This is a genomic window from Pseudoalteromonas sp. MMG005, from assembly GCF_018101015.1.
GTDB lineage: Bacteria > Pseudomonadota > Gammaproteobacteria > Enterobacterales > Alteromonadaceae > Pseudoalteromonas > Pseudoalteromonas aurantia.
The window spans coordinates 20,346-37,659 of record NZ_JAGJEK010000004.1 but is presented as its reverse complement, the minus strand read 5'-3'; the positions used below and the strand labels follow the sequence as shown (position 1 = coordinate 37,659).

The 17,314-nt window shown below is 42.2% G+C and carries 13 protein-coding genes; 5 read left to right on the top strand and 8 right to left on the bottom strand.

The annotated features are described in order from the left end of the window. Nucleotides 1-10 precede the first annotated feature (10 nt). The 3 genes from J8M01_RS04520 to fhuF all read right to left on the bottom strand — a co-directional run bounded on the left by J8M01_RS04520 (nucleotide 11) and on the right by fhuF (nucleotide 3,665). Nucleotides 11-1,618 carry a (2,3-dihydroxybenzoyl)adenylate synthase gene (locus J8M01_RS04520; protein ID WP_210996326.1) on the bottom strand — a complete coding sequence of 536 codons (1,608 nt, stop codon included), beginning with the start codon at nucleotides 1,616-1,618 and terminating at the stop codon, nucleotides 11-13. Beyond that, nucleotides 1,615-2,829 carry an isochorismate synthase gene (locus J8M01_RS04515; RefSeq protein WP_247670992.1) on the bottom strand — a complete coding sequence of 405 codons (1,215 nt, stop codon included), beginning with the start codon at nucleotides 2,827-2,829 and terminating at the stop codon, nucleotides 1,615-1,617. The genes J8M01_RS04520 and J8M01_RS04515 overlap by 4 nt, the downstream gene beginning before the upstream one ends. Nucleotides 2,830-2,939: 110 nt before the next feature. Next, nucleotides 2,940-3,665 carry a siderophore-iron reductase FhuF gene (gene fhuF / locus J8M01_RS04510; RefSeq protein ID WP_211057164.1) on the bottom strand — a complete coding sequence of 242 codons (726 nt, stop codon included), beginning with the start codon at nucleotides 3,663-3,665 and terminating at the stop codon, nucleotides 2,940-2,942. 123 nt (nucleotides 3,666-3,788) lie between these two features. Here fhuF and J8M01_RS04505 point away from each other — a divergent pair, with 123 nt between their 5' ends. Further along, a complete protein-coding gene (locus J8M01_RS04505) occupies nucleotides 3,789-5,414 on the top strand; it encodes a cyclic peptide export ABC transporter (protein ID WP_211049835.1) in 1,626 nt (541 codons plus the stop codon). A 64-nt stretch (nucleotides 5,415-5,478) separates the two neighbouring features. On the opposite strand, the gene hemN is transcribed toward J8M01_RS04505, so the two are convergent. Both hemN and J8M01_RS04495 read right to left on the bottom strand, forming a co-directional pair. Beyond that, nucleotides 5,479-6,849: an oxygen-independent coproporphyrinogen III oxidase gene (gene hemN, locus J8M01_RS04500; protein WP_211057163.1), complete on the bottom strand. Its 1,371-nt coding sequence runs from the start codon at nucleotides 6,847-6,849 to the stop codon at nucleotides 5,479-5,481. 112 nt (nucleotides 6,850-6,961) lie between these two features. Beyond that, nucleotides 6,962-8,992: a methyl-accepting chemotaxis protein gene (locus J8M01_RS04495; protein ID WP_210996322.1), complete on the bottom strand. Its 2,031-nt coding sequence runs from the start codon at nucleotides 8,990-8,992 to the stop codon at nucleotides 6,962-6,964. Between the two features lie 510 nt (nucleotides 8,993-9,502). Here J8M01_RS04495 and J8M01_RS04490 point away from each other — a divergent pair. From J8M01_RS04490 to J8M01_RS04480, 3 genes are read left to right on the top strand one after another with little or no spacing between them, the layout of a single operon-like run. Then, nucleotides 9,503-10,594: a hypothetical protein gene (locus tag J8M01_RS04490; protein WP_211057162.1), complete on the top strand. Its 1,092-nt coding sequence runs from the start codon at nucleotides 9,503-9,505 to the stop codon at nucleotides 10,592-10,594. A 57-nt stretch (nucleotides 10,595-10,651) separates the two neighbouring features. Next, the gene (locus J8M01_RS04485; protein WP_211057161.1) at nucleotides 10,652-11,773 is read left to right on the top strand and encodes a hypothetical protein; all 1,122 of its coding nucleotides are present in this window, start codon (nucleotides 10,652-10,654) and stop codon (nucleotides 11,771-11,773) included. 55 nt (nucleotides 11,774-11,828) lie between these two features. Continuing rightward, nucleotides 11,829-12,956 (top strand): hypothetical protein, encoded by a 1,128-nt coding sequence (locus tag J8M01_RS04480; protein WP_211057160.1) that lies wholly within the window; start codon nucleotides 11,829-11,831, stop codon nucleotides 12,954-12,956. A 154-nt stretch (nucleotides 12,957-13,110) separates the two neighbouring features. Here the strand turns inward: J8M01_RS04480 and J8M01_RS04475 are convergent, their stop codons facing one another. The 3 genes from J8M01_RS04475 to hslR form a co-directional block, all read right to left on the bottom strand. Next, nucleotides 13,111-14,649: a phosphoenolpyruvate carboxykinase gene (locus J8M01_RS04475; protein WP_192509006.1), complete on the bottom strand. Its 1,539-nt coding sequence runs from the start codon at nucleotides 14,647-14,649 to the stop codon at nucleotides 13,111-13,113. A gap of 262 nt (nucleotides 14,650-14,911) precedes the next feature. After that, the gene (gene hslO / locus J8M01_RS04470; RefSeq protein WP_210996319.1) at nucleotides 14,912-15,757 is read right to left on the bottom strand and encodes an Hsp33 family molecular chaperone HslO; all 846 of its coding nucleotides are present in this window, start codon (nucleotides 15,755-15,757) and stop codon (nucleotides 14,912-14,914) included. Between the two features lie 10 nt (nucleotides 15,758-15,767). Continuing rightward, a complete protein-coding gene (gene hslR / locus J8M01_RS04465; protein WP_192509004.1) occupies nucleotides 15,768-16,178 on the bottom strand; it encodes a ribosome-associated heat shock protein Hsp15 in 411 nt (136 codons plus the stop codon). 212 nt (nucleotides 16,179-16,390) lie between these two features. Between hslR and gspC the strand changes: the two genes are divergently transcribed. Continuing rightward, nucleotides 16,391-17,287 carry a type II secretion system protein GspC gene (gspC, locus tag J8M01_RS04460; RefSeq protein WP_211057159.1) on the top strand — a complete coding sequence of 299 codons (897 nt, stop codon included), beginning with the start codon at nucleotides 16,391-16,393 and terminating at the stop codon, nucleotides 17,285-17,287. Nucleotides 17,288-17,314 lie beyond the last annotated feature (27 nt).

The following is a 17,314-nucleotide window of genomic DNA, read 5'->3' as shown; positions in this document are numbered from 1 at the left end:
TATCTTTTTATTATTGCTCAAATGTAGCACGGAGTGCTTTTTTATCGACTTTACCGACAGCAGTCAGTGGTAATGCTGCAACGAATTGAAACTTATCAGGCACCTTGAAATCGGCGATGCCAAGCTGGCGTAAATATTTACGTAATATTAATGCGGTTAGTTTGGTTGTCGCTGCGTCTTGAATAACAATGAATGCACAGCTTTTCTCACCTAAGGTACTATCTGGCATAGACACAATAGCAACGTGGGCAATGTCATTGTGCCCCAACAGTAAGTTCTCTACTTCCTCAGCGGCAATTTTTTCTCCGCCTCGGTTGATTTGATCTTTATCTCTACCTTCAACAATTAAATGCCCAGAAGGGAGCTGCTTAACGAGATCCCCCGAACTGTAGAAACCAGCCTCATCAAAGGCGTCAGCATTGTGTACGGGAGATTTATAGTACCCCCTAAACGTATAAGGACCACGGGTTAGGAGTCTACCTACGGTATTAGGCGGAACTTCATTGCCCGCTTCGTCGACAATTTTTATCTCATCATGGGGGCTAATTGGCTTGCCCTGTGTGTTGATCACAGACCATCTGTCGTCATCGTGTCGAGTGTAATTTACAAGGCCCTCAGCCATACCGAAAACTTGTTGTAATTCACAGTCTAAAATAGGCTTAACTTGCTCTGCAACTGTAATGCTGAGTTTTGCACCACCGACTTGAATCAGCTGTAAACTGCTTAAATCATACGCTGCGTGAGGCGCATGACTCAGCCACAATTGCAGTGCTGGCGGTACTAAAGCTGTGTGAGTAATTTGATAATGCTCAATGAGTGCAAAGCACGTTGTTGGACTGGGGTCTGATGCCAATACAACGCTTCCGCCGGCATGAAAAACCCCAAGTGCGCCGGGGGAACTTAACGGGAAATTATGGGGAGCTGGTAATGCACATAAATACCGAGTTTCTCCCGTTAGCTGACAAATATCGGCACTGGCAACCACGCTATATAAATAGTCATTATGTGTGCGTGGGATCAATTTTGGAGTCCCTGTACTCCCACCACTTAGTTGAAAAAATGCAACGTCTTCAGGATTTAGCGGCTGTGCTTCGAAGGGTTGCGCTGATAAGTAGCCTTGTTTTAATTCACTGTTCCCTTTGTGGTGGTCAACGATTAATGTATTTAGGCAGTTGAAGCGATTGAATAATTCGTTGCTGAATTGTTCATCAGCGAACAGATCATGCATCGATGAGGCAATGATGAGCTTGGGCTGTAAAATTTCACAGTAGCTTTGCAATTCTGTTTTTTGGTGGTTAAATAAGGCGCAAACCGGTGCGACACCTAACTTGAGCAGCGCAAAATAGCTAATGTAGAATTCAATACAATTAGGTAATTGAATTAACGCGGTATCATATTTTTTCAGCCCTTTTAACGCCAAATTAGCGGCTAAGTTATCACTGTATTGCGACAGTTGTAGATAGCTAATTGAGCGTTTTCCATCCGCAAGTGCAATACCGTTGCTATTGTTTGTCAGTTGTTCACTTAATAAGCTGGTTAATGGCTTGTCTTGCCAATACCCTTGTTCACGGTATAGTTTTGCTAAGTCGGCCGGCCAAGGCGTATATTCAATGCTCATAATTCAGCCTTTTCTATAGGGTTCGAAAGTTGTTGAATGTCATCTAAAGTTAAACCCAATGCATTCAGCATCGTTTTTAATTTTGCGTTTGTTTCTTGCCATTCCAATGTTGGATCTGAAGCTGCAACAATACCAGCACCTGCAAATAGCCTTGCTTGATTGTGCTCAAGTTGACCACATCGAATTACCACAACCCACTCACCGTTACCGTGTTTGTCACACCAGCCAATAATGCCTGAGAACAAAGCTCGACTATGTTTCTCTAAAGATTGAATATGCTGGTAGGCTGGATTAGTTGGTTTTCCACACAACGCAGGAGAAGGGTGTAATTGATTTGCAATCTCTAAGATATGGGTCTGTGCATTTTTAAGGGTGCCTTTTAACTCAGTGGATAAATGCCACATAGTGGCCGTACTAAGTAAAGAAGGTTGCGCAGGTACCTCTAAAGTTGTACAAAATGGCGCAAGTACTTTTTCCATATCTTCAATGACAACAGCATGCTCAAATCGGTCTTTTCCTGAGTTAAATAGTGCCTGTTTATTTGCCGCTTCTAATTCTTCTGTAGGTGCTCTGGGGATAGAACCGGCTAACGGGTTAGTCATAATATGTTGGTGGTGTTTTGCCAGTAATAATTCAGGGCTGACGCCCATTAAAGTTGCACTATCAGTAACAGGAAAAGAGAAGTGATAGCCACTGCGGCTTTGCTGTAATAACTGACACAGCACCCGCTCTTTTTGAATGGTATTTTCAAAGGTCATATCAACCTGTTTACTCAATACAATTTTCTCAAGATGTTGGGCATCAAAGAGTTTTTTTGCAGCATTCACAGATGATTCAAATTGTGTTTGACCTTGTAGATATTCGACAGACTGTAAAGGGTTCGGCTGCTTTGTGAGTGTACTTAGCTCGGCATTGAGCCAACTGCTGATAGCTGGCTTTTCCCAATATGTGGTTTTACTTGGGATGATAAAGTGTGCTTGTTGGGTTTTGCAAAAAGGCAGTACACCAAACGCGATAGCTTCATCGGGTTGATTGGCCAGTTCAGACTGTACCCGAGTGACCAGCTGTGTTGTTTGTGTAATAGAAGAAGAGAAGCGTTTCTTAATACCGTGAGTGACGATACATCGTTCACCAGACATAAATAAACAATCTCGATTACTCTGAAAGTTTAATGCTTTACTGGGTTCTGGCATTTCAAAAGCATGCTTCATATACATAAGTCACCTTGTCGTGATGGTACAGCTGTGCGCAGATTAACCGTGGTAATCTGACGCAAATATTATTTTTTCAAGACGAGGGTCATTGCAAAAGATTTAGTCTCTTACACACGATTTGCACTGTAATGGGCAATATGTTTTGGCAATTTAGGGCAGTCACTGCAGTGAGATTTATTCGGTACATCATGTAATAGGCAGCAGTGATCACGGATCCGATAGGTGTTGAGAGAGTCTGTGAGCATAATGGGTTTACTATACAGTGGGTTAGTTTGGTCGTTTATATGGCATTCGTTCAGCAATATGCGTCTTTCGTTTTTTAAATGTTCGGAATGACCAAGTGCGTGCTCGATAGCATGTAAAAACTGGTTGATCCTGAAAGTACAATTACTCCAAAGTACTTTGCTTGAGATCCCAAATTGCTGATTTAACCATGCATGCAATGGCGCTAGATGCTTGAAAATAAGGTCGTAATATCGAATTTCTGTTGGGCATCCAGATAAATTTATGCCCTGATTTGGCAGTTGTAGTTGCTGTAATTTTGTGTGCCAAAGGACATCTTTTAACGATAAAGGCAGCGATTGCTGTAAAACACTCTGTGCGACAATAATACTGGGGAGTATTTGCAAAGTGTAATGCATATGCCAAACCGAGGCTTGGCTTCTTGATTTCCCCACTCCTTTACGCTGCGAAAAAGTACTAATTTCATGACGTAACATGCCATTTTTCATCTGTTCATCCAGTGTGAGCGAGGTATGTTCAGTGTGTAAGCCGACCCCTTTACCATAGTTGGCAAAAGGACCGCTTAAATAAGGGGATAGAATGGGCAGCATATGACGGTATTGGGCCTTTAGTTTAAGTGGATAAGTGAACTTTCTACGACAAAGACGAATTGGCCCTGAATTTTTTTACTGGATCCTCGTCTTGTATCTAATTGAACTAAGTTAGGGTTAATTGTGTTAGGGCATTTAATAAAAAAAACGCGTTGGCGTTTTCTCGCTACCGCAACCAGCAGTGTGCTGTTTGGTTTGATCAGTGTGTCACTTGTCGCATTGATTAATGAGATCATTAATAGTGAAAGTGACCAGCTAGATCAAAAGTTTATTTATTTTGCTATTTTGGCGATATCAGGGGTGTGCTTACAATTACTTTCTAAACTTATTTCTGAGCAATTGAGTGAACAAAGTCAGGCAGTGATAAGAAGCCAGGTGGCAGAGCTGGTTATTTCCGCTAAATTAGAGAGCATGGAAAGGCAAGGTGGCGCTAAAATTAAATCATGTCTCACGGAACATAGTTTAAAAGTAGCTACCTTCTTTAAAAATTTACCTAACATACTTACGAATGCAATGATTGTGCTGGGCAGCCTGGGATATATGGCTTGGCTAGATTGGCAGGTATTTTTATTCGCCTTATTAACGTTATTTTTGGGCTCGGCAGGTTACAGTCTGGCAAATGCCAAAGCGTATAAGAAGGTTTCAGAAGCCGCAAAGTTGCAGGATGAACTCTTCGTGCACTTTGATGCGATTGTTGAAGGCGCAAAAGAGCTTAAATTGAACCAGAGTAAACGACAGGTATTTTTGAATGATGTATTGGACCAAGCCATTGAAAAACTGAAAACGCGTAGAGTAGCAGGCGCGAGTATTTATCATTTAGCCGCTTCGTGGGGTGGGTTCAGTATTTTTGCTTTCATTGGTGGGACACTTTATTACTTGTCAGGCGTTGACTCAGATAGTGGCAAGATAATGTCTGGATTTGCGTTGTTATTTTTGTATATGCTAACGCCATTGGAGGTGATGTTGGAAGCGATCCCACGTGCTTTTGAAGCCAAAGCATCGGCGAAGACCATTGCGGAGTTTCAAGATGACCTTGAACAAATAGAGCAAAATTCGCATCAGCAAATAGACAGTTTCACTCAGCTGCATATTAAAGATTTGAGCCATAGCTATTATCATGAACAAAGTGATGAAGTCTTTGCGCTTTCGCCCATTAATTTGACGATTAATGCCGGTGAGTTGATTTACTTAGTGGGTGGCAATGGCAGCGGAAAAACCACTTTTGCGAAAGTATTTAGTGGCTTGTATGCTGCTAACGATGGCCATATTGTTGTTGATAACACTATTATAGAAGCGCCAAGTTTAGATAACTATCGTCAACTATTTAGCACGGTATTTACCGACTTTTATTTGTTTGACCGTTTGTTGGGCGTTGCCAACCAAGCATTAGAAGACAAAGGCAACGCGCTGATCAAAAAACTGAATTTGCATCATAAAGTGGCTATTAAAGATGGCGCATTCACCACACGAGCGCTTTCGCAAGGGCAAAGAAAACGTTTGGCTTTGGTAGTGGCTTATTTGGAAGATCGTGCATTTTACTTATTTGATGAATGGGCCGCTGACCAAGACCCGTTATTTAAAGATGTATTCTATACGGAGTTATTGCCAGAACTGACAGCCAGAGGAAAAACCGTTTTAGTGATCACCCATGATGATAAGTACTTTCATATGGCTGATAGATTGTTACGAATGGAGAATGGCCACTTAAGTGAAGTTGCCGTGGGCAAAGAGCAGCAAAGTATTGCGTAGTTAATGTGCAGACGTTACGTAACAGCCCACTGAATCCAGTGGGCTTTTTTAATGCATTAACTGCTTAGATGACCCGTGAAAAGCGGGTTTGTTGTAATTGCTTCTGTAAATAGGCATCAAAACACATACAAATAATACGAATGAATAAATTGCCTTTGCTGGTAATGGTGATGTGTGTGTTAGACAGTTGTACCAAGCCATCATCAACAAGTGGCTGTAGAGCGAGTAGTTCATTAGAGAAATAGTCTGGGAAATGAATGTTGTAACGACTTTCTATGGTATTGATGTTCAGCTCAAAGTGGCAAATAAGCTGTTTTATCACATCAGCTCTGAGTGTATCGTCGTGGTTTAATTGCATGCCTTTCGTTATTGCACTGCCTGTATCAGAGACCGCGTGATAATACGCTTTTAGTTCTTTATGGTTTTGCAAAATCGCATGCCCTATTTGAGAAATAGAGGATACGCCCAGCCCTAGTAGGTCGCACGATCCATGCGTTGTATATCCTTGAAAATTGCGATGCAGCTTGCCTTGGCGTTGTGCAATCGCCAGCGCGTCATCTTTTTTAGCAAAATGGTCCATGCCAATAAATTGATAACCGGCTTGGGTCATTTGTGACAGGGTATTTTTGAATATTTGCAGCTTTTGCTGAGGCGTTGGCATATCTTCCTCTTTGAGTTTGCGCTGTGCAGCAAATCGTTCTGGTAAATGCGCATAATTAAACACAGAGACCCTATCAGGGTTAAGAGCAATGAGTTGTTCTATGCTCTGCGCAAAGCTGTCAGGAGTTTGGTGTGGTAAACCATAAATCATGTCTGCATTAATTGATTTAAACCCCAGCGCACGCGCTTGGCGTACTAAGGCTATGACTTTATCAACATCTTGAGGGCGGTTGACAGCGGCTTGGACTTGGTCATTAAAGTCTTGAATACCGAATGAGACCCGGTTGAAGCTCAGCGACTTTAAAGTACAAAGCATGGTGTCAGCCAATGAACGCGGGTCGATTTCAATACTGCGTTGTGCGTTTGTTGCAAAGGTAAAGTGATGCTCAAGTAGGGCAATGAGTCGGGTCATTTGCGCCTCATCTAAAAAGGTGGGTGTGCCTCCGCCAAGATGAAGTTGCTCTATGGTGTACTGTTTAAACAGGTTTGATTGAGCGTGGACTTCTTGTTCCAGCTTATCGAGATAAAGGTCAGCCTTAGATTGATGGCGGGTCACTATTTTATTACAGCCGCAGTAATAACAGAGCTGATGACAAAATGGAATATGAATATATAAGGACAAAGACCGGTTGTTCGATTGCGTAATGGCAGACTCAAGATTGGCTTGTTGATAGCCTGTTTGCAGCGACAATGCGGTGGGGTAGGACGTATATCTTGGACCAGAGACATTGTATTTTTTGATCAGGGAATCATCCCATGTAGGTAAATTTATCACGACGGCACTCACTCTTACTAGAAGAGGGTAGTGTAAAAGGGAATGTAGGTGGAGGCTTTGATCTATCGCAAACCAACACATGCCAATGTTCGGCACGTGTTGGTCATTTTCATTAGAGCTTAAATTGGTTGACCGTACTATTAAGTGCTCGGGCTAAATCATTCAGATCTTTCGCTTCATCGGCTAAGGTATGTGCGTGATGAGCGGTACTGTTTACCAAATCATTGATGGCACTTAAACTGCTATTGATATCCTCAGCAACGACGGTTTGTTGCTCTGTTGAGGTGGCAATCTGGTGGCTTTGTTCCTGCACCGTCGTTACCGAGCTGGTAATATCACGCAGTGAGTCAAGTACACCTTGAGTTTGTGATACCGAGCCTTCAGCTTGTTCTTGGCCTTGTTGCATCATGGTAGAAGCTTGTTGCGCAATTTGCTGTAACCGTGAAATCATTTTTTGGATGTCGTCCGTTGACTCTTGGGTGCGACTGGCTAAAGAGCGGACTTCGTCAGCAACAACAGCAAAACCACGGCCTTGTTCGCCGGCCCGAGCGGCTTCAATCGCGGCATTTAATGCCAGTAAGTTAGTTTGTTCTGCAATACTATTGATAACATCAATCACGGCACCGATATTACTGGTTTCTTGCTCTAATCCGGCCACCACTTTGGCGGCTTCTCCAATATGACCCGCCAGCTCAGTCATGTCGGCTTGAGCACGGGTTGAGCGGGTGGTGCCATCGGTGGTTATACGTTGGACAAGCTCAGCAGCTTGATTGGTTTCTTGGGCATTACGCGATATCTCAGTGACCGTGGCGGCCATTTCGGTCACTGCTGCACTCACACTATCCACTTGCTCTTTTTCTTGTTGTATTTCATTGTTGGTACTTGAAGATACCGCGCTGAGTTGTTCAGAGGCATTACCCAGTTGGGATGCCTGCGCAGCCGTATCTAGCATCATGGCGCGCAACTTATCAATAAAGGTATTCATGTGTTCCGCCAGCTGGCCCACTTCATCTTTACTGTGAATATCGATGCGACGAGTGAGGTCACCATCCCCAGAGGCTATTTCTCTCATGGTTTCAGCCAGTGTTTCTATTGGCTTGGTGATTAACTGCGTTGCCCACAAAATCATTAAAATTATAATTGAAATGATCACAAGCACCGCAATGATGGTGGTCATAACTGCTGCTTCTACCGGCTCTTCGATTAAACTAACAGGGATCATAATGCCCACATGCCAATCGAGAATGGGGCTGTCGAGTTTGACGCTATTGAAAATAACGTAATACTGCCGGCCTTTTAAGGTCACGTAGGCGGTGCCCGCTTGCGTACTTTTGATTGCACGGTTAAGTGCTTGGAAGCCTGATGTATCGTTAAATTGTGTCTCTAATCCATCTAAGCCTTCTTTTCCTTTGGGGCCTTCATCTGTAATAGAGAGCTTATGACTGGTTTGCGCCGATAAATGGACAACTTTTAAGTCACTGTCTAATAAGAATCCATAACCTTGATTATTGAAGCGAATATCTTCAACTAAATCATTAACCTTGTTCATTTGCAAGTCGATACCTGCGATACCAATGAGGGTGCGCTCTGCATTATAGATGGGCTCTTTGATAACCGCAGAAACATCCCCCGTATTGGCATCAACCGACACTGGGCTCACATGTAAGCCGCCTTTTTTCATGGCCTCTGGCCACCACCCGCGTTTATAAGCATAGTATTCTCGGCCATCAGCAAAACGCGATGTCCGTTCATTTTCCTTGAAATACTCTCCGGTAATGGCTGAGGCAAAGAATGTAGACAGGACATTTTCATCGTTCTCGGTCAGATTGACAAAATCTTGGTTGACTTCTTGATAGCCTAGTTGGTTATCAAGAGCGCTTTCTCGTTGGTTATAGTCACTGAAAAAATTGACCAAGTGGGTGCTGTTGGCAAAAGTGCTCACCAGTTTGCCATATTGTGCAAAGAAGCCTTCCATTGAGAGCTTTTCAGAATAAAGATAGCTTTGTGCTTCTCGCTGGATGCTATCCCGTGACAAAGTGGCAATATGATTAACAAAATAACTAGAGGCGATGACAAGTAAAATGGAAATGGTGCCGCCAATCAGTAAGAGGATCTTCTTCCTCAAAGATAAATTCTTAAGCATGACATATTCTTTTTATTAGGGTTGAGCAAACCTTAATCAAAGCATAACTGAGGTTGCTTTACCACTTTTTAGGCATGGATGACGAACAATATAGGGACACGTTTTGTCAGTATTTGTTCACAGTTGTAACTGTTTATTGCATTATTTACAGTGAAATAAAGAGCTTACCCGCTTTCAAATGACAATTAGGTATTAAACCACAGAATCGAGAGTCACTTTTTGACTATTTCCACCACCATCTATGACGACAGCGAAGTTTGTTCCTTTTTAAGGTTGAAGATTTAAATTGTATACAATATACTTTTGTGCGTTGTTAAAATGAGTACAAATCATGGAGCAGATTGAAGCTCAAGGAGTTAACAACATCAATAGAGAATCATCATTCAAAAGGATTAATAGTAAAATAATAAGAAAAGTGTGATGTGTGCATTGATACCATATGAAAGCTAGCACGCAACTATAAATTATAGACAAAGTGAATCAGCACTGTCGCCAATAGGGATATGGAACATGGTGAGTAAAAAATTACAGCTCGGGATCGCGATATTTTGCCTTTTTTTATATGAGCTAAATAGCGAAGAAAGTACTCATATGGCACCTGAAAGGACCGAAAGAAAAATAATAGAAGAAAAGCAGCCAGAAACACTTTTAGAGCATGAAGAAACACACAATCAGCGCATCAATATGTTAAAAATAAAAGCAGACACGATACGTACTTCGGCACTTGAACTTGGCGGGTTATCTGAGCCCAAAATTTTTAACTATGAAGGTGATTGGTGTGTGTTTAATCAAGATCTCTCTATAGAAGATCAAATATATGCACAGAGTCAACGGGAAGATTGGTATAAGAAGCAGTCACATGCTGAGCGAATTTCAATAGGACATAGGAATATTGGAGAGGACATGCTCAATTACTTGGATATGGACTTAGAGACACTTGAGCAATATGCTCAGCAAGATGATGTTGTCGCCTTACGTATGCTGGCGGAGCAAGTACAAGCACAGACTGAACTTCCTGCGGTTTACAAAGCTGCGGAGCGTTTGGCTGTACTGGGTGACTGGGAAACAGCGATCCCTACTTTGGTGATAAGAAAATTAATGGAAGCTGACTATATTGCTGACTCAGAGCCGCAAAAAGCCAAACGTCTCGTGATACAGGCGTTGGCTTATGCAGAAGTTGGGTTTCAGCATGCGCAAAGTGGGAGTATATATGCCATTTTAAATATTTTAAAAAGCAGACACGTGCTACTTCCATTTGTAAGAGACGTTGAGGCTCAAGAAGTCTCTGAACATGTTGAGAAGATATCCCACAAAATAGCAAAAGAGAGAAGAGCACAAGGGATAGACCTAGCTGCGATTCCTCGGATAGCCCTTTATGATTTTCAAACGTCTATTGCGATGATGTATGACAGAGGGGAAGACATTGAGAGCGTAGCGCTAATGGAAGACAATACTTTATTTCCTGAGCATTGGAAAAGCCAATATTTAAACACACCATGCATTAAGCGCCGTATTGCCACACGAGAGGCTAATTTTCACTTAATTCCCGCGATACAGCGAGAAATCAGCAGTTTACAAAAGCAGACCAGCAGTATGCCGTAACGACATGGTTGTGTAATGCAACCATTTGAATATAAAGTAAATAACTGAGTATTAAGTATGAGTAGAAAACAAGTCGGTATTATCGTTTTTTATACGCTTTTAGGCATATTACTTTATTTGAGTTACACGCCTGTGGTTGGGCTTATGCAGCTTAGCAACGACGATGTACTTCTTATAGAGAGCAAAGATAACGGCAGTGCGCTTGTTACAAAGAGCGAAGATATAGAGCTCAAAGAAACACGCAATCAGCGCATCAATCTGTTAAAAATAAAAGCAGACACGATACGTACTTCGGCACTTGAACTTGGCGGTTTATCTGAGCCCAAAATTTTTAACTATGAGGGCAACTGGTGTATTGAGCACCAAGATCTTTCAGAAGAAGATCAAAAATATGCACGTAATCAGCGTGAGAAGTGGTTTAAAGAGGAGGAAGTCAAAAAATTGCTCATCGAAAACAATAAAATGATAAACGCTGATATGCTGAATTATGTTGACATGAATATCAAGACGTTGAAGCAGCATGCCAAAAATGATGACATAGTTGCACTCAGAATGTTAGCAATGAAGGTGAATAAAGAAGTAGATAATACAACGGTTTATCGTGCAGCAAAGCGTTTGGTAGAACTTGGGGAGTTTGGAGAAGGCACTCGTGTCTTGGTTGTAAGATATCTTTTTGATGCTGAATCTAAAATTGATGTTAACCCCGATGAAGCAAAAAAAATAGCGATAAAAGCGTTAAGTTATGCAGAATTAGGCTTTCAGCATGCGAGTATATCAGGCTTGTATCTTATCCAAGATATGTTGAGTAGCAATCCGAAACTGCATGCGTTAATCGCTGGTATTCAGGACGGTGCGGTGTCAGAACACGTACAGCAATTGAGGCAGCAAATCACGAGCAAGCGTTTAGCAGAAGGGCTGAACGGTTTAGATGAAATTGACACTCCTAGAATTGCCTATAGCTATTTCCAAAGCTCTTTAGTAATGCTCCGTGAAAGATTCGAACAATTAAATATGTTACTGGACGATGAGTCGCTTTTCCCAAAGCATTGGAAGGTTCAGTATTTAGATACGCCTTGTATTAAACGTCTCATTGCCAATCGCGAAGCGCATTTTCATACAATCCCTGAAATTCAGCAACAAATCGCCAGTTTGCAAAGTGAACTCACAGCGCAGCCTTAGCAATATATATTGATATATTTCAAATGGTTGAATTTTGAATGGGCGAGTTTAAAGCATGAGTAGAAAACAAGTTGGTATTATCGTTGTTTCCGCGGTTTTAGGCACATTACTTTATTTGAGTTACACGCCTTTGGTCGAGCTTATGCAGCTTAGCAACGACGATGTGCTTCTTATAGAGAGCAAAGATAACGACAGTACGCTTGTTACAAAGAGCGAAGATATAGAGCTCAAAGAAACACGCAATCAGCGTATCAATTTGTTAAAAATAAAAGCAGACACGATACGTACTTCGGCACTTGAGCTTGGCGGTTTATCTAAACCTAAAATTTTTAATTACGAGGGCAACTGGTGTATTGCGGCGCAAGACCTGTCAAAAGAGGATCAAGCGTATGCTTACAATCAATATCAAGATTGGTTAGAAAAGAAAGAAATGGGGCCTCTTTCACATGTGAATAACAACCTTGTCTCTGACAATATGCAGAATTATCTAAAAATGGATGTTAAAGCGCTGCAGGACGCGGCATTTGGCGGTGACCTAGGTGCGTTACGCGCGTTGGCTTCAGGAGTAACTGATGAAATAAGCCGAGCGTTGTCGTATAAAGCAGCACAAAGGCTAACGGCAATTGGCGAGTGGGATGCAGGAATAAGTATATTAATTATTGATGATCTTTCTGAAGCCGAATTTATCATGGACGAAGATGCGACCAAAGCACAGCAGCATATCGTTCGTGCACTCAGCTATGCCGAAATAGCGTTTCAACAAGCCAGTACCGCAGGGTTATCTTCTTTACTGATTGTTCTTAAAGATAGCCCGCAGCTACAGAGGTTGATGAGTCGAATTGATGAGAGTCTGGTTGAGGGGTCAGTAAGCCGTTTAATTGCTGAACTTGATAAGACCAGACTGGCTGAGGGGTTAAGGCCTTTTGAAGAGATGACAGTACCTAGAGTCGCGTTAAGTGTTTTTCAACAGTCAATTGCAAAGATGTACGATGAAGGGGGTAATGCAGAATTCTTAAGGTTACTGCAAGATAAAACGTTATTCCCAGGTTATTGGCAAGTTCAATATTTGGATACACCTTGTATTAAACGGCGTATTGCCACACGAGAGGCTAATTTTCACTTAATTCCCGCGATACAAGAAGAGATCCGCAGTTTACAAAACCAACTCGATACAGTGCCTTAACCGGAATATGACGATGTCACATCATTATTGTTCGTGTTTAAACAAATAGCGCAAACTAAAGCTTATGTGAGCTGACCCTGATAATGATTAGTGGGTTGTAGTACAAACAAAAAAACGCCCACTGAGGGCGTTTTTAGTCAAACTCGATAACAAGTTAGCTGCGAGGGCCAGCTTGTTTGATGGCGTCTGAGACGTCATACTTGGTAAAGTTTTCTTGGAAGTCAGCCGCTAATTTTGCAGCGTACTCAGCATACTTTGCTTTGTCTTCCCACGTGTTAATCGGGTTAAGCAGTTTGCTGTCAACACCAGGTACCGCAACAGGCACGTCTAAGTTTAATGACTCAATATGCGTTGTTTCAACACCCGCTAACGTACCAGATACAATCGCATCAATCACAGCACGTGTGGTTGGAATATCAAAGCGCTTACCAATACCATATGGTCCGCCAGTCCAACCTGTATTAACAAGGTATACTTTAGCGTCGAATTCACGGACACGTTTCATCAGTAGCTCAGCGTAAACCCCAGCAGGACGTGGGAAGAACGGTGCGCCAAAACAAGTCGAGAAGGTTGATTCAATGTCTGACGTTGAGCCTATTTCAGTTGAGCCAACCTTTGCAGTGTAGCCACTTAGGAAGTGATATGCCGCTGCTTCTTCAGATAACACAGAAACAGGAGGCAATACGCCACTGACATCACACGTTAAGAATACAACTGCTTTCGGCTCACCGGCACGGTTCTCTACTTTACGCTTCTCAACATGCTCAAGTGGGTAAGCAGCACGGGTATTTTGCGTTAGGCTGGTATCGTTAAAATCAGGAACACGATTTTCGTCTAATACAACGTTCTCTAGGATGGTACCAAACTTGATAGCATTCCAAATGACTGGCTCGTTCTTCTGAGATAGGTCGATACATTTTGCGTAACAACCGCCTTCAATGTTGAAAACACTGCCTGGTGCCCAACCGTGCTCATCGTCACCGATAAGAAAGCGCGTTGGATCCGCTGATAAGGTTGTTTTACCAGTACCAGATAGGCCAAAGAATAATGCTGTATCACCGGCTTCACCCACGTTTGCACTACAGTGCATAGGTAAAACGCCTTTTGCTGGTAACAAAAAGTTTTGTACAGAGAACATTGATTTTTTCATTTCACCAGCGTAATGCATGCCAGCTAACAAGACTTTGCGCTCTGCAAAGTTGATAATCACGGTACCGTCACTGTTTGTGCCGTCGCGTTCTGGATCACATACAAATGAAGGCACATTCATTACCTGCCACTGCGGTAAATCAGCCGTGTTATATTTTTTAGGTTCAATAAACATGTTTTTAGCGAAAATGTGGTGCCACGCAGTTTCGGTTGTAACCACAACTGGTAAATAGTGCTCAGGATCAGCACCCACTTCAAGGTGAGAGACGAAGTGGTCACCGCCTTGTACATGTGCTTCAACACGTGTCCAAAGGGCATCAAATTTATCAGCATCGAATGGGCGGTTTACTTTGCCCCATTGGATGTCATTTTCAGTGCTTTGCTCTTTAACGATAAAACGATCGTTTGGAGAGCGGCCTGTGCGACGACCAGTTTTTGCAACGAAAGCTCCGTTTGCGGCCAAAGTACCCTCGCCACGAGAAATAGCGAGTTCGACAAGTTCAGCTGCAGTTAAATCGACAAAACGAGTAGCGCTTGAAGTCATGTTATTACCTAAAATGTGAGAATTGAACGGGATAGCTCTGAGTTCTTACTAACCTTAAGCTGAATTTATAGTAACAGATGATATTGAGATATTCGAGCCTTTGGAGGACCTGAAATCACATTAATTTGTGAAAAAACTTGAATAATTTCAATGATACCGGTGTCATAAAAAAGAGACTTTAAATGACACCGGTATCATTTTTTAAACATAAAAAAGCCATCAAAATGATGGCTTGGTATTCAAATTAGGTGCAAGTGGGTATTTAGTTAAAAATAGCCTTGATATCTTGTTCATTGAAGCGGTAATCGGTGAGGCAATAATGACAGCTGATGGTCACGTTACCGTGCTGTTGCACATCTTCTAAAAGCGCTTCTTGACCAACATTCACTAAGGCAGCAATGGTTTTCTCTTTGCTACATCCGCACACAAAATTGATTTCTTGCGGCTCGAACAGTTGCGGATTGTCTTCATGATACAAACGCGTTAACACTGTTTGTGCATCTAACTCTAATAATTCGTCATCTTTTACTGTGTGGCTAAGTGCTTCTAGATGGGTGAAGTCTTGCTGTGACTTTTCTTTATTGACCGGCAATACTTGTAAGAACAAACCTGCTGCTTTTACCGTTTCAGAGCCCGTTTTGGTTGCGAACCATAAACGCGTGGTTAATTGCTCTGATTGGGTAAAGTAGTCTTCAATACAGCCAGCAAGCGTGTCGGCAGTTAAAGGTACGATTCCTTGGTAGCGCTCACCTTTAACAGGGGTAATAGTAATGACCATATGTCCGTTACCGATCAAGTCTGCAATTTTGTTACCCGTTACGTCACTTTGTAAGCGCGCAATGCCCCGCATGTTTTGTTTATGATCACCGTTGATCACGGCATATTTCACCGGGCCATCACCTTGCAGCTGCACGGCAATATCGCCTTCGAACTTGAGTGTGGCCGTTAAAAGGCTGGTCGCAACCAGCAGCTCACCAAGCAATTGCTGAACGGGCTCTGGGTAATTGTGGCCTGCAATGATGTCACTGAATGTTTTTTCAATTTGTACCAATTCGCCGCGTACGTCTAGTTCGTCAAAAATATAGCGATGTAATAAATCAGGTTGCATTAATAAAATCCTAGCTTGATTTTAATTTCAATAGTTCACGTCTTTGCTTTTTATCTGGTTTGTTAACAGGATGTGGTGCAAAGAAACTGTTATTTTTTCTAGCAATGGCATTTTCTTCTCGCTTACGAACGCTAGATTCCGACTCTAGGTACGCCGTTTGGGCGATTGCCGCCGCTTGGCGTTTTTCAAAAAGCACTAAAATAGTCACTTCTTTTTCGTCAAATCCTTGCGCAAGCTTCACAGTAGCGCCTACTTCAGTGATTTTACTGGGTTTACAGCGCTGGCCGTTATAGTGTACTTTACCACCTTGTACCATTTCACGCGCAAGCGCTCGGGTTTTATAAAACCGAGTAGCCCAAAGCCACTTGTCGAGTCTTACTCCGGTGTTTTTGGTTGCTTGTACAGGTGAATTTTTAGTCACAATTTATTAACCATGTAGATTGTGTAGTATAAGCTGAAATCTATCATATTTTGGCATTCAAAAAAAGCAGGCTTAATCGTTGCCAGTATTGGTGTTAGGCTTGTAGAAAAGGTGTGTATTCAAGTTCTCACTCGTGTCATATTTGTGCGCTTGTTGAATTTTTGCTTAAAGGGTACACTGAGCTGCTTAATGTAGAATAAGAAAAATTGCATATGGAATTACAGTTACAACAGTTACAAAAAGCCTTATTAGGATTGCCTCACGCTAAACTAAGCCGCATGGTCGTATTGTTAGCTGTTATTTATATTGCTTATTTATTATCACAAATGTTTTGGCTATTGTGGCCACAACCTGCGAATCAACCACTTCCTAGTCAATCAGCGCTGTATTCATCAAGCAGTAATGTGATTAATACGCAAGCGATTACCAACCAACATTTATTTGGTCGCGCTGATGCCAAAGCACCAGAAAAGCCGAAGCCCGTTGTGTCTGATGCGCCAGAAACAACGTTGAATGTGCGATTGACGGGTATTGTTGCCGTAAGCTTAGATGATGCAGCCGGATTTGCGATTATTGAATCGCAAGGGAAGCAGTTAACATATGAAGTCAAAGAATCAATTCAAGGTACGCGCGCAACATTATCGCGGGTGTTGCCTGACCGCGTTATTTTGGATGTAAGTGGTCGATTTGAAACACTGATGCTAGATGGTATTGAGTATTCAAAAAATGTGGCAATGCCAGTGGCTTCAAAATCGACAGGTAAAAGCCCCAACCGCAAAAAATCATCTCAGCTGGTTGCCAGTGCTGACATATCTTCACAGCGCGATGAACTGTTGAAAGAACCTGGCAAGTTATTTGATTATATAAGAATTTCACGCGCCATGAAGGAAGGTCAATTGATCGGATATCGCTTGAGTCCAGGTAAAGATCCTGAACTTTTCCGCAAAATGGGGCTCAAAAATAACGATTTAGCTGTTGCCATCAACGGCTATCAACTCACGGATATGAAACAGGCTATGTCTGCAATGAATGAGCTGAGAAATAGCTCAGATGCAAGCATCACCATTGAACGAGATGGTCAAACCATTTCAGTACAATTCAGCCTGTAAAGTTACTACTTTTGGAGTTTAAATAAA